This is a genomic window from Bacillus sp. FSL L8-0199 (genome assembly GCF_038005705.1).
GTDB classification, from domain to species: Bacteria; Bacillota; Bacilli; order Bacillales; family Bacillaceae_G; genus Bacillus_A; species Bacillus_A cereus.
This window is the reverse complement of the sequence record NZ_JBBOTS010000001.1, coordinates 2,126,285-2,139,575: the sequence shown is the minus strand read 5'-3', so window position 1 is coordinate 2,139,575 and position 13,291 is coordinate 2,126,285. Positions and strand designations below refer to the sequence as shown.

The window sequence follows — 13,291 nt, the reverse complement described above, 5'->3', positions numbered from 1 at the left end:
CAGCGTTTTCAAAACTTGTCCTATGCTTGAATTATATCATGAAAAAAAGCCGGAAGAATACCAGCTTTTTTCTTCATAATTAATTTGTCACTTTAAATAAACGAATACTCTCTTCGTATGCAGCTTGTAGTTTTTTCGTAATTGGTCCTCTTTCACCAGCCCCGAACTGTTCATCACCAATTTGAACGACTGGGAATATTTCAAGCGGCGTCGCTGTAAAGAAGCACTCCTCAGCGTCATATACTTCTTGTAATGAAAACTCTCGTTCCTCTACATCGATATGTAACTCTTTCGCTAATGTAATTACGTAGTGACGTGTAATACCATGTAAAATGAAATGATCCGCTGGATGTGTAATCAACTTATTATTCTTCACGATAAAGAAATTGGAATGACACCCTTCAGTCACAATGCCATCTCGTACTAATATTGCTTCTTGATACCCTTGTTCATTTATTTTGTTTTTGATCATGATATTAGGAAGCAAATTTAAAGATTTTATATGGCAAAACTTCCACCTGATGTCCTCTTCTACTGTCACCTTAATCCCTGCCTCCATTGAAGCAACTGGTCTTGGGAACGAAACAAGATTTGCAAAATATGTCGGTTGTAAATCTGATTCATATACATGATTGCGCGGTTGTGCACCTCTTGATATTTGTAAATATACATTCCCATCTTCTTGAAATTGATTTTTTTTAATCATTTGATATAACTCTTCTACTAATTCTTCCTTCGTAAATGGTGGAATTAGTTTTATTTCCGCCATAGAGTTAAAGAATCGTTCCAAATGTAAATCTAATAAATGAGGCTTGCCATCGTATAGTCTAAATACTTCATAAATCCCATCACCAAATTGGAAGCCTCGCTCTTCTAATGCGACCATCGGCTGTTCTTCCTTCGTATTAATCATTCTCCCATTAAACAAGATCCAATCTTTATGAGTAGCTTTCATTCTTCCCCACTCCTTTATCACATGATTGATTTTATTGTACAACTTATGACACCCTGAAAGAAGGAATTTTCTGTATTTTCACAAACAAAAAATACATCACTTCGTAAAAGTGATGTATTTTATCATTTATTTAAGGAAATATTTTTCAATATCATCTAACATAAGGTTCGCAGCTTTAATACCGCCTGCTGTATTCCAGATTACCTCATCTACTTGGAATACTTTGTTATTTTTAGAAGCCTGTAGTTGCTTAAAGAGTGGATCTTCTGTCCATTCCTTTGCTAACGAATTTCCTTCATTATTCTTATCTGCATCTTTATCAGACGTGAAATAGAATAAGTAGTCTCCGTCCATATTTGGAATCTGCTCTTTTGTAATTCCTTTTATCGCAAAATCATCTTTATCTTGTAATGGTGGTCGTTTAAATCCAATATCATTTAAAACGACGCCCGAGAATGAGTTTTTTTGATAAATACGAACATCACCTGGCACGAAACGAATAATAGAAACTTTAGAATTTAATTTATCGCCTAACTTCTCTTTCATTCCTTCAATGCGTTTTTTATAATCATCAAGAGCTTTTTGCCCTTCTTCTTCTTTATTTACAGCTTTTGTATAAAGTATAAAGTTTTCTTTCCAATCACCGCGTAATGTTTCTGCATAAACAGTTGGTGCGATTTCTTTTAGCTGATCATATATTTTTTCATGACGCATTTTATTTCCGATAATTAAATCTGGCTTAAGCTTCATTACAGCCTCTAAATTAATATCACGTTCAGTTCCTACAACTTCTGTGTTTTTTAACTCTTTCGCTAAATGAGGATACCATTCATCACCAGCACGTGGTTTCGTAGTCCCCACTGGCGTTACGCCCACAGCTAGGAGAGCCTCTGCGCCTTCATTTGTTAAAACAACAACTTTTTTAGGTGTACCATTTACTGTCGTTTCACCCATTGCATGCTTTACCGTATATGAACCTTTTGCTTTCGCTGATATATTATTTTCTTTTTTCTCTTCTTTACTACATCCTGCAATTACAACCATGAGTATCATAATGCAGAACATAATTAGTTTTTTAGTATGTATCATATGTCCTCCCTAGATGAAATCGATTATCATTAACATTTAAAGATTAATGTATCTTACATACATTGTCAATGTATATCAGAAAACTTTTTTAATATATACTATTTAGATTCTATCCGCTTTTCTAATGTTTCTTTTTAAAACATAGTGCATAAGTATGAAAAATAATGTTGTTATTAAAATGCGTATCCTTGTTATACATAACAAGGATACGCATCCATATTGCACTATCATTTCAATTCCTAATATTGAGTATACTTAATATATGCTGAGTCATTATATACCCACTGATTTCCCCCAAGGTTTAACCAACCATTTTCATTTATATATACTGAATAAGATTCTGGAGAATTTAATTGGCGGATAACTGCAGATGTAGTTGATGGACCACTTCTTAAATTTACATTCATCCCTTGTATATATGCAACCCCAATCGGGCTTCCATCACTATTGCTTGTCTTTACAAAATTAATGTACGAAGGATCATTATACACCCATTGTCCATTCCCCAAATCTAGCCATCCGTTACTTTCCTGATATACAACGTAAGATTCTGGAGAATTTAATTGACGAATAACTGAGGAAGAAGTTGATGGACCATTTCTTAAATTTACATTTTTCCCAAGAACATAAGCGATTCCCTTCGTTTGAGGTGTCGGTTGTGGGTTAGGGGGTTGTGGATTTGGAGCTACTCCCAAAATAGCTGCTATTCCATTTGCATACGCTTGACTTAGATCTTCAATAAATTGTGGATTTTTTAATAAATTCGCATCAAACGCTGTATCAATAAAAGCAGTCTCAGTTAAAATTGCATCCATTGCGGTTTCTCTTAATACCGCATAATTTTCTTTTTTTGCTCCTCGATCACGAAGACCATATTTTGTTAATACAGGATTGACAGCTGTATGCATTTTTTGTTGCTTTGCATATGCAGTGCTGCTATTGGATAACGCATTATAAATATAACTTTCAAAACCTGTACCCCCGCCGCTATTAATATGAAATGAAATAAAATAATCCGCACTGAAAGCATTAGCAATATTAGCACGTTCCGATAAAGAAATAAACACATCACTATCACGTGTCATTTTAATTGTAATTGGGTAATTTACCGTTAAAATGTCTCGAACGCGTCTAGCAATTTGAAGTGTTAAGTTTTTTTCTACTAAACCATTACCAACAGCACCAGAATCATATCCACCGTGCCCTGCGTCTATAACAAGTTTCATTTTATTGCCCCGCCCCTTTCTTGTAATATGTTCGCATTTCTACTCGTCCTATTTTATGTGAAATGTACAAGTTCTGTTACAATTGCAAATAAAAAAACCGCCTTATGTAAGGCGGTTTCTATCATCTTGCTTTAACCAATTTAAAATAAATATATACGATTGATAGTGAACATAACGTATGCAAAATAAAATAAATAAAAGTGCTATTCCAACACCACTATAAAGTAAACCAAACTTTAAAAAAACATTTACAAGTGGTGGAAAGTTCATTAGATTTTGTAATGTACTAAGCATACAAAACATAATGAAAAAGACAGGGATGTATTGTAATTCATATGGCTTTTTTTTCTTACTCATTCTTTTCCGAATGATTATATGACATAATTCTGCTACTATAAAGCACCCTCCAATTAATACAAGACCAGAAGTCATCGTCATACATCCACCTGCCTTATATTTATTGTATCGCATAAATAATCATCGTTATATTTTCTTTACATACTCTTCATCTTCTGAAGTAAAACCAAAACTCTCTATGAAAGACTTCGCCTTTTCTGTTAATTTCTCTTGTAGCACTTTTATTTCTTTCACATTTCTTTGTTTCATCATTTCTTCAAATGTAAAATACGTATTTGTACCATAACCGTAACCTTGGTAATCAAAATGAATAATTAGCTGTGATAAAACAGCCCGTTCCTCTTGTACACTATAATCTATTACACCAATATATGTATCATCAACTTTCACACAGTACTGTACCTTTTTCTCACCTAAACTATGCGATTTAAACATTTCTTTAACAACGCTTTCATTTTCTACAGTAACTTTCTCAAACGTAATCATATGTTGTCCATCCTTTTACTATTATTGTATCAATAATACTTCCTATTTATGAAAAAAACCTTAAGACCGTATGCGATCTTAAGGTTTTTCTAATTAAACTAAGCTATACGCACGTTTTGTTTCTTCATGGAACTTATTCGTATCGTATTTATGCTCAACATAAATTTGGTGCCATACCATAAACGCAAGTACAGTCCAAATTTTACGGCTATAATCGCCTTTATCTGCACAATGTGCTTCCAGTAAGTTTAATACATACTGTTTGTCGATTAAATGCTCTGTCTTACTTTCGTTTATAATATTTATAGCCCAATCATGCATTTCGTCTTTTAACCAGTGACGAATTGGTACTGGGAATCCAAGTTTTTTACGATCTAATACGTGATCTGGAACGATTCCGCGTGCTGCTTCACGTAAAATAGCTTTCGTAGTTCCGTTAGCAATCTTAAATTCAGTTGGAATTTTAGATGCAACATCGAATACTTCTTTATCTAAGAACGGTACACGAAGTTCTAATGAGTTTGCCATTGTCATTTTATCAGCTTTTAATAAAATGTCACCGCGTAACCATGTGAACATGTCAATGTACTGCATTTTACTTACATCATCATAATCTTTAATCTCGTTATACAATGGTTTCGTGATATCCATATAGTTAACACTTTCATTGTAATACTTCATTAATTCAGCTTTTTCTTCTTCACGGAAGATTTTAGCATTTCCATAGTAACGCTCTTCAATTGGTGTACATCCACGCTCTAGGAAGCTCTTACCTTTAAATCCTTCTTTAAGAGCACCACTTAATGCTTTTAGAACGCTCTTACCTGGGCTAGGAATGTAAGAGAACATTTTTAGTGAGTTTGGCTCACGGTAAATGTTATAACCACCAAATAGCTCGTCTGCGCCTTCACCAGAAAGAACAACTGTTACATGTTTACGTGCTTCTTTCGCAACGAAGTACAATGGTACAGCTGCTGGATCAGCTAAAGGATCATCCATATGCCAAATGATTTTTGGGAACTCATCCATAAATTCTTTCGCTGAAATGAATACGTTATGGTTTTTAACGCCTAATTTCTCAGCAGTTTCTTTCGCAACATCAACTTCACTGAAACCACGTTGCTCAAAACCAACAGAGAATGTTAAAAGATTTGGATTCATTTCTCTTGCGATAGAAGCGATGATAGATGAATCGATACCACCAGATAAGAATGAACCTACTGGTACATCACTACGCATATGCACTTTTACTGAATCATATAACACATCACGAATTGCTTGGATATGCTCCTCTTTCGTTGCACTTGAAGCGTTGAAATAAGGTTTCCAGTAGCGATGGATTTCCATCTCTTTACCGATTTCTTTTACGAAATAATGACCAGGCTCGATTTTATTAACATCAATTGTTAACGTTTCTGGCTCTGGACCATATTGGTACGTAAAGTAATGTTGTAGTGACGTTGGATTAACGCCTTTATCTTCCATCACATGCATAATACTTTTCTTCTCAGATGCGAAGAATGTAGTATCACCTTGTTGTGCGATGTATAAAGGTTTAATACCGAAGTGGTCACGTGCACCGAAAAGTTTCTTTTCCTCACGATCCCAAATCATAAATGCAAACATACCACGAAGGTAGTCTACACATTTTTCTTTCATATGTGCATACAATGCAATGATAACTTCTGTATCAGATTGCGTTGCAAACGTTGCACCTTTTTCAAGTAACATTTCACGTAATTCTACATAGTTGTAAATTTCACCATTAAAAATAATTACATATCGATCATTTTCATAAGTTAGCGGCTGATGTCCTGCCTCTAAGTCAATGATGCTTAAACGGCGGAAGCCAAATTGTACATGTTCATCACGAAAATATCCTTCGTCATCTGGACCACGGTGGAAAATCATCGTGTTCATATTTTCAAATTGATGTTTTTCTGTTTCTGAAAACTCTCTAGGGTTTTCACATAAACATCCTACAAAACCACACATACTTCTTACCCTCTTTCAGTTTTCATTCTGTCTCTATACTACTATATCAACCCTATTTATACTAGCATAATCAACTGAATATGGCGACCAAAAACTATAAAAAAATCACTCCATTTCACATTTTTAACAATTTTTTATGAAAACATGAAAACTAGGCACTCACCTTTCTCCGCTTTTGTCATATGATATTGCAAATTGATTTCTAGGAGGGAATACCATGAGTGAAGAAAAAAAAGATTCTTCTCGCCCACCGGTTCGTAATTACTTAAAGCAAATTGATGATTTCTTCGAGCAAACACCTCTTCGCAATGTAATCGCTGATTTAAATCATTTTTTCCAAAAAGGAAACCGTTTATTAACATTCCCTGTAGATTTATATGAAGTTGGTGAAGAACTCGTTGTTACAGCTGAACTACCAGGTATACAAAAAGAACAAATCCAAATTGAAATACAAAGTGAATACTTAAAAGTCTCTGTAAAAGAAGAGATACTTGAAGAGGAAGAAGAACAAACATCCCATAACTATTATCGCCGAGAACGTTCCATTTCAGAAGCATCAAGATTGATTAAATTGCCGTATTCAATTAATAAAAAAGCGGCAAAAGCTTCTTATCAAAACGGCGTATTAGAAATTCGTGCACCGAAACTTCCCCAGCAACATGACATTTTATCGATAGACTAATACAAAAAAAATAAGGGTGCTATGCACCCTTATTTTTAACCCACTAATCGCTTCATATCACGTATAATGTCTTCGTATGGCGTATTACTAATGCCACTATACTTTTTCATTACTTTTCCGTTTTGATCAATTAAATAAAATGATGTCCCATGCATGACCTGACCGTTCTCCGGCTTATCAACAAGTGATTGGAAATTATCTTTTGAAAACTTTGTAATATCTTCTAACGAATACCCCGTTAATAAATTCCAGTTACTAGTATCCTCTGTAAACTTTTGAATAAAAGCTTTCAGATTTTCTGGCTTATCAAGGTCTGGATCTACACTAAATGAAACAAACTGAACGTCTAATTTCTCTTCTTTTGCCATCTTTTGAAGCTTGGCCATATTTGCAGTCATTGGCGGACAAACTGTCTGACAATTTGTGAACATAAAATCTGCAACCCAAACTTTCCCTTTTAAATCTTTTGTACCAAATTTCTTTCCATCTTGATTTGTAAATTGGAAGGTTTCTAAATCCCAATTTAATGGTTTACGAAGCTTTGAACCTGATTCACTACATCCAGCAAGTACAAAGAGACAAAATACAACCATAAGACCAATTATTTTTTGATAACGCTTCATTTATAAACCTCTTTTCTCTATCCTAAATTTAAATAGGTTATGTTTATAATAACAAAAGTTAACACTACGAGAAAATTGTTTACTACATTTGTTCACGAAATCGTACGAATTTACGTATGTTACTTCTTTATTTCAAGCGAATTACTAGACAAAATATATTTTTTTACTATTATTTCTCTAAATAAAAGTGATAAAACTAATTTCATTGTTACTTTTGTAAATACCTCTCCCTATTTTTTAACAATTCCTTAAACATTAATCCATGTTTTACACTGTATTCCTTAACAACATTTCGGTACAATACAAATACAACGATTTTAAATGAGGTGATGTTCATGGCAAAGCGCTATGAAAATATGGATAATGTTAGTACAAAAAAATCAATTCGCTCTTTTTTACGCTGGCGTAAAGAACGAAAGCAAAACAAAAAAGATTTTTCTTTCTTAGTAGAACAATCACCCGTTAAACAAAGTGCATTTTTGCAAAGTAATGTTGAAAAAACGACTATCACATGGATTGGGCATTCCACTTTTCTTATCCAAACGAATGGACTTAATATATTAACAGATCCAGTATGGGCTAATAAATTAAAGCTAGTTCCAAGACTTACAGAACCTGGACTCTCTATAGAAGCACTACCTAAAATTGATATTGTCCTTATTTCACATGGTCATTATGATCATTTAGATTTTTCAACTCTTCGTCAGTTGAATGATGATGTTCTATATCTTGTACCTATTGGATTAAAAAAATTATTTACTCGTAAGAGATTTAAACATGTAGAAGAGTATAAATGGTGGGAAAGTACGATAATTAACGAAGTTTCTTTTCACTTCGTACCTGCTCAGCACTGGACGAGAAGATTCTTATTTGATATGAATACGTCTCACTGGGGCGGATGGATTATTGATAATGAAACGACTATGGAAACCATATATTTTTGTGGCGACAGTGGCTATTTCCAAGGTTTCAAAGAAATTGGTGAACGCTTTTTAATTGATATTGCTCTTATGCCCATTGGCGCTTATGAACCAGAATGGTTTATGAAAGTATCTCATGTTTCACCTGAAGAGGCCGTGCAAGCTTATTTAGATTTAAACGCTACACATTTTATACCAATGCATTACGGAGCTTTTGCACTCGCCGATGAAACACCTCGTGAAGCAATAACTAGACTTCGAAATAATTGGAATTTGCGCATGTTACCGTGGGAACAACTGCATGTACTCTTTTTAGGTCAAACTTTTATTTATAGTAACGCAACAAATGATAAGCAAATAAACGAAAAAATTGAAACTTTACATGTGTAACGTAATGACTGATTTTCTATATCCAACATATAATATAGAAAATCCTATAGTGAAACTTTAATTAGTGGGATTTCTTCATCCCCACTGATTATTTGCCTTCACCAATCAAGCTTTTACGGGCAGCCCGCTACCTAACCTCTTTGCTCCAGCTAAATTTGAGGTAGAGAGTTTTACTGTCCGCAAATAGCGGGATAAAGGGTGTTTTCTATGAATGAATATTTACAGACTCGCTATATCATTAGCGGTAGTGCCTGTGTAGCTCTTCTTATTTCTTACTTTCTATTTACATAAAAAAGCTACTTGAAATATATTTTCAAGTAGCTTTTTTATTACTCTGCTAAATACATAAATCCGATTGCACCCGGACCTGTATGAGTACTAATAATAGGCGTTGTATAAAAAATTTCTGATTGAGCAAATCCACTCACTTTTTCAACCGCCGCTTTCATACTTTCAGCTAAAGGAATTGCTTTCGCATGCGGAATTGCAACAGCTTTTACGACTTTTCCAGCCGTATCTTGCTCAAATAACTTAGCTAATGTTTTTACAATTTGGCCTTGGCTACGAACTTTCGTTACAGGATTATAAACACCGTCTTCAAGACTAGCAATTGGCTTTATATTAAGTAGCGAACCGATAAACGCTTTTCCTTTACCGATACGTCCACCCTTCACTAAGTTTTCTAATGTATCCACTACTACATATAAACGAGTATTCTTTCTTACTTCATCTACACGTTTTAAAATTTCTTCTAGTGAGCGTCCGTCATTTGCCATTTTTGCAGCTTCAATTACTTGATATGCTAAAGCATGTGTAATAAATTGAGAATCAACAACTGTTACTTTTGTATCAGTCATTGATGCAGCGCTATTTGCAGTTGCTACAGTACCGCTCATTCCACTTGTCATATGGATAGAAAGGACTTCGCTTCCATCTTCCCCTAGCTTGTCATACATTTCTACAAATGTACCCATAGCTGGTTGTGATGTTTTTGGTAATTCCTCTGATTTAATCATTTCTTCAATAAATTCGTCAGGTTGTAAATCAACGCGATCTAAATATGTTTGTCCATTTACAGAGATTGATAATGGTAAAACATGAATGTCATACTTTTCGATTACGTCTTGTGATAAATCTGCCGTTGAATCTGTTACAATTTTAATTTTTTGCATACTATACTTCTTCCCTTTCCAATACGCTCTCCTTGTTATTATACTAGTATTCCCATTGCTTTCAACAATTTGGAACGAAATTTCATCAAATTAATTATATTTTCATATCTAAAATGAAAAAGACAGAGTTTACTAACCCTGTCCGTACTTCGTATCATGCATTTTTTTCAAGGGTATTTGTTTTATATACATTTAAATAATCATTCCACTTCAAACAATTTTGTAAATATTCACGGAAAGAATACGAAAATCTTGGGTGTTTTTGTCTTTGAATTTTTGCAATAAATAATTGAAGACGAGACTGAATTAGAAACGATAATGGATGCTGTGCCTGTAGGACAGGGATTTCGAATATTTTAATGCAATCCCCTGTTGAATGAGTGAAATAAAAACTTTTCGTAATCACAATATCAATCCTCTTTTTCATTGGATTTTTGAACTTCCTCTACTTTGCGCTGTAACACGTTGTTTAAAGTGGAGTAAAATCAGACTTATATGATTTCTGTAGTCCTTATGGCTAGAAGATTTATACTCTATTCATCTCCACCTAATTCACCTTCCCGTCCTAAATATCTCTGAGACGGGAATCTCATTATCCATCAATTGTTTAATACATTTAGTATAAGCTTATAAAAGCGCAAAGTTTGTCTAAATTTTGGAGATTCTATAATTTTTTTCTTCTATATATTGTATACGTTTATAGCTATAGTATAACAAATAAATAAAAAAGTGCCTTTATAACGAGGCACTTTTCGACTGCATTTCTTCTCTTTTCTTTTTCCTCTTACTAACAACCTTTGATAACGCAATACTTACTTCATAAATACAAATAAGCGGCACTGCAACTAAACTATGAGATAAAAAGTCTGGCGGTGATATACAAGATGCAATGATAATTAATGCTACGTAAGCATACCTTCTTATTTTTATTAAAAATTCCGCCGTAAGTATTCCAATACTAGTTAAAAACATTACAACGACTGGCAATTCAAAAATCACAGCAAATGGAACTGTTAAATTAAGTACAAAATGAAAATACTTTTCTGTCGTAAACATCGTATTAAACATTTCATTACCTATCGTAGTTAAAAAGTGAAATAGAAACGGCATTACAATGAAATATCCAAAACATAAACCTGCGAGAAATAATATAGACAATACCGGTATATACATTATTGTCATCTTTTGTTCATTTGGATGTAAACCCGGTTTTACAAATAACCAAATTTGTATAGCAGCAAAAGGAATTGTACAAACGATAGCAAATACTGTAGCAATCGAGAAAAAAATCCACAATACATCACTTGGACCGAGAACAGTTAATTTCATTGGTAAATCTTTTACAAGCCAAAAATAAATATCCTTTGTAAAAGTAAATCCAATAATTAAAAATAGTACAAAGGATAACACCGTATATATTACTCTTTTTCGAAGCTCAACAATATGTTCTACTACGCTCATTTCCCGATCTTCCATCTCGTTCACCACACTTTATTTATCCATTACAAGGAAAATACACTACATTTTTTCTTTCTTTTCCTTTTCTTGAAATGCGTCATCTGTCAATTCTTTCGTTGATTTTTTAAACTCTTTTAACGTTTCCCCTAAAGCCTTCCCGATTTCCGGCAATTTTTTAGGTCCAAATAAAATGAGTACTGCTACTAAAATTAAAATTAACCCTGGAAAGCCAATATTTGAAAACATTTCCCCATCCCCTTTATTAGTAGTTTCCTTGTCCTACTATTACATAATTTTATTTTGTCAAAAAAGTTTGAAAACGTCAACAAATCCATTGTCTTTTATCAAAAAAATTCAAAAATATAATCAATTATACAAATTTCATTTTCTATTGCTCTTGTGTATGATATGGTAAGGGAAATGACATATTATTTTATGATAGTAGAAAGGATTTGCATTATGACTGAAAAAATGACACGAATGACCCAATTTGTAAAAGAAGAAATTGCAAATGCAATTACACATGGTATCGGTGCCATTTTAAGCATCCCTGCCTTAATCATATTGATTATTCATGCTTCTAAGCACGGTACCGCATCAGCTGTAGTTGCATTTACTGTTTATGGTGTAAGCATGTTCTTACTGTACTTGTTTTCAACATTGCTACATAGCATTCATCATCCTAAAGTAGAAAAAATATTTACTATTTTAGATCATTCAGCCATTTACTTATTGATTGCTGGCACGTATACTCCTTTTCTACTTATTACACTTCGTGGCCCATTAGGATGGACGTTGCTTGCTATAATATGGACACTAGCAATCGGAGGTATCGTCTTCAAAATTTTCTTTGTACGTCGCTTTATAAAGGCTTCAACTTTATGTTACATCATTATGGGTTGGCTCATAATCGTTGCCATTAAACCACTTTATGAAAATCTAACTGGACATGGTTTTTCACTACTTTTAGCAGGTGGAATTTTATATTCTGTCGGAGCTATATTCTTCCTTTGGGAAAAGCTACCTTTCAACCATGCCATATGGCACCTGTTCGTTTTAGGTGGTAGTGCGATGATGTTCTTCTGTGTACTCTTTTATGTCTTACCTACAGCATAATAAAAAAGGATTCAGCTTACTATAAGCTGAATCCTTTTTTATTACTTATGTAATTGTGATGCGATAACTTCCTGTGTATGCTTCGTTAATTCTTTAATATCCATATTCGCATAATCTTCAGGTGTAATCGGCTTAGAAATTGTTACTGTTGCATGAGCTGGCTTCATACGATTTCCATTCGCTTCAAACATCTTATATGTACCATCTAACGTTACAGGTAAAATTGCTACACCTGACTTTACTGCAAGATGAAAACTACCAGCCTTAAACTCTCCAACTTCGCCACCCTTACTTCTCGTTCCTTCAGGGAAAATTACGATAGAATGTCCATTCTTTAATAGTTCAATTCCATCTTTAATCGCTTGAAGAGATTGACGACGATCGCTACGATCCATAAATACACAATTCATAAGTTCCATCCAAGTTGGTACAACTGGGAACTTTTTAATCTCTGCTTTTGAAACGAATCCAATTGGTTTATTTAAGTAACCTAGTAAAACAGGGATATCCATATTACTTTGGTGATTACTTACAACTAGTACTGGCTTGTCTTTCGGAACATTTTCAAGTCCTTTCACTTCTACTGCCCCTCCAGCTACACGTACCATTTTCTTACCAAACCAATTTGTCGTTTTATACACAGCATTATCTTTTTCTTTTGGCGCCATCGTATTTACTTGTCTTTTAAGACGCCACATTCTCGGTGTAATCGCAATTACGATTAAAATTAAATAAAAGATTTTAAAAAACGTTTGAATCATACAGAACCCCCACCTATTATCATTCCGACCTTCATTATACTAGACAAACGAAGGAAAAAGA

General features: G+C 33.8%; 15 protein-coding genes. 3 read left to right on the top strand and 12 right to left on the bottom strand.

Annotation, left to right across the window (positions count from 1 at the left end; all coding sequences use genetic code 11):
• Positions 1-79: 79 nt before the first annotated feature.
• The 6 genes from dat to asnB form a co-directional block, all read right to left on the bottom strand.
• The gene (gene dat / locus NST86_RS11170; protein WP_000648387.1) at positions 80-955 is read right to left on the bottom strand and encodes a D-amino-acid transaminase; all 876 of its coding nucleotides are present in this window, start codon (positions 953-955) and stop codon (positions 80-82) included.
• A 126-nt stretch (positions 956-1,081) separates the two neighbouring features.
• The gene (locus tag NST86_RS11165; RefSeq protein WP_000581994.1) at positions 1,082-2,044 is read right to left on the bottom strand and encodes an ABC transporter substrate-binding protein; all 963 of its coding nucleotides are present in this window, start codon (positions 2,042-2,044) and stop codon (positions 1,082-1,084) included.
• Between the two features lie 239 nt (positions 2,045-2,283).
• Entirely contained in the window at positions 2,284-3,270 is a 987-nt protein-coding gene (locus NST86_RS11160) for an N-acetylmuramoyl-L-alanine amidase (protein ID WP_061663301.1), read from the bottom strand.
• Between the two features lie 102 nt (positions 3,271-3,372).
• Positions 3,373-3,702 carry a hypothetical protein gene (locus NST86_RS11155; protein ID WP_000200459.1) on the bottom strand — a complete coding sequence of 110 codons (330 nt, stop codon included), beginning with the start codon at positions 3,700-3,702 and terminating at the stop codon, positions 3,373-3,375.
• Positions 3,703-3,753: 51 nt separating this feature from the next.
• On the bottom strand, positions 3,754-4,113 hold the full coding sequence (locus NST86_RS11150; RefSeq protein ID WP_000627523.1) for a GNAT family N-acetyltransferase: 360 nt from the start codon (positions 4,111-4,113) through the stop codon (positions 3,754-3,756).
• A gap of 93 nt (positions 4,114-4,206) precedes the next feature.
• Positions 4,207-6,108 carry an asparagine synthase (glutamine-hydrolyzing) gene (asnB, locus tag NST86_RS11145; RefSeq protein WP_000333816.1) on the bottom strand — a complete coding sequence of 634 codons (1,902 nt, stop codon included), beginning with the start codon at positions 6,106-6,108 and terminating at the stop codon, positions 4,207-4,209.
• Positions 6,109-6,325: 217 nt separating this feature from the next.
• Between asnB and NST86_RS11140 the strand changes: the two genes are divergently transcribed.
• On the top strand, positions 6,326-6,790 hold the full coding sequence (locus NST86_RS11140) for an Hsp20/alpha crystallin family protein (RefSeq protein ID WP_001288085.1): 465 nt from the start codon (positions 6,326-6,328) through the stop codon (positions 6,788-6,790).
• 35 nt (positions 6,791-6,825) lie between these two features.
• Here NST86_RS11140 and NST86_RS11135 read toward each other — a convergent pair whose 3' ends face one another.
• Positions 6,826-7,413 carry an SCO family protein gene (locus tag NST86_RS11135; protein WP_000833331.1) on the bottom strand — a complete coding sequence of 196 codons (588 nt, stop codon included), beginning with the start codon at positions 7,411-7,413 and terminating at the stop codon, positions 6,826-6,828.
• A gap of 335 nt (positions 7,414-7,748) precedes the next feature.
• Here NST86_RS11135 and NST86_RS11130 point away from each other — a divergent pair, with 335 nt between their 5' ends.
• Entirely contained in the window at positions 7,749-8,723 is a 975-nt protein-coding gene (locus NST86_RS11130; protein WP_016117735.1) for an MBL fold metallo-hydrolase, read from the top strand.
• A gap of 329 nt (positions 8,724-9,052) precedes the next feature.
• On the opposite strand, the gene NST86_RS11125 is transcribed toward NST86_RS11130, so the two are convergent.
• The 4 genes from NST86_RS11125 to NST86_RS11110 all read right to left on the bottom strand — a co-directional run bounded on the left by NST86_RS11125 (position 9,053) and on the right by NST86_RS11110 (position 11,599).
• A complete protein-coding gene (locus NST86_RS11125) occupies positions 9,053-9,895 on the bottom strand; it encodes a DegV family protein (protein WP_001169470.1) in 843 nt (280 codons plus the stop codon).
• Between the two features lie 154 nt (positions 9,896-10,049).
• Complete coding sequence (locus tag NST86_RS11120; RefSeq protein ID WP_000629013.1) at positions 10,050-10,301, bottom strand: DUF2535 family protein; 252 nt, start codon at positions 10,299-10,301, stop codon at positions 10,050-10,052.
• 329 nt (positions 10,302-10,630) lie between these two features.
• The gene (tatC, locus tag NST86_RS11115; RefSeq protein ID WP_000390120.1) at positions 10,631-11,371 is read right to left on the bottom strand and encodes a twin-arginine translocase subunit TatC; all 741 of its coding nucleotides are present in this window, start codon (positions 11,369-11,371) and stop codon (positions 10,631-10,633) included.
• A 42-nt stretch (positions 11,372-11,413) separates the two neighbouring features.
• Positions 11,414-11,599: a twin-arginine translocase TatA/TatE family subunit gene (locus NST86_RS11110; protein ID WP_000492443.1), complete on the bottom strand. Its 186-nt coding sequence runs from the start codon at positions 11,597-11,599 to the stop codon at positions 11,414-11,416.
• A gap of 213 nt (positions 11,600-11,812) precedes the next feature.
• Between NST86_RS11110 and trhA the strand changes: the two genes are divergently transcribed.
• On the top strand, positions 11,813-12,469 hold the full coding sequence (gene trhA, locus NST86_RS11105) for a PAQR family membrane homeostasis protein TrhA (protein ID WP_000136889.1): 657 nt from the start codon (positions 11,813-11,815) through the stop codon (positions 12,467-12,469).
• Positions 12,470-12,510: 41 nt separating this feature from the next.
• Here trhA and NST86_RS11100 read toward each other — a convergent pair whose 3' ends face one another.
• Positions 12,511-13,230: a lysophospholipid acyltransferase family protein gene (locus NST86_RS11100; protein WP_000616577.1), complete on the bottom strand. Its 720-nt coding sequence runs from the start codon at positions 13,228-13,230 to the stop codon at positions 12,511-12,513.
• Positions 13,231-13,291 lie beyond the last annotated feature (61 nt).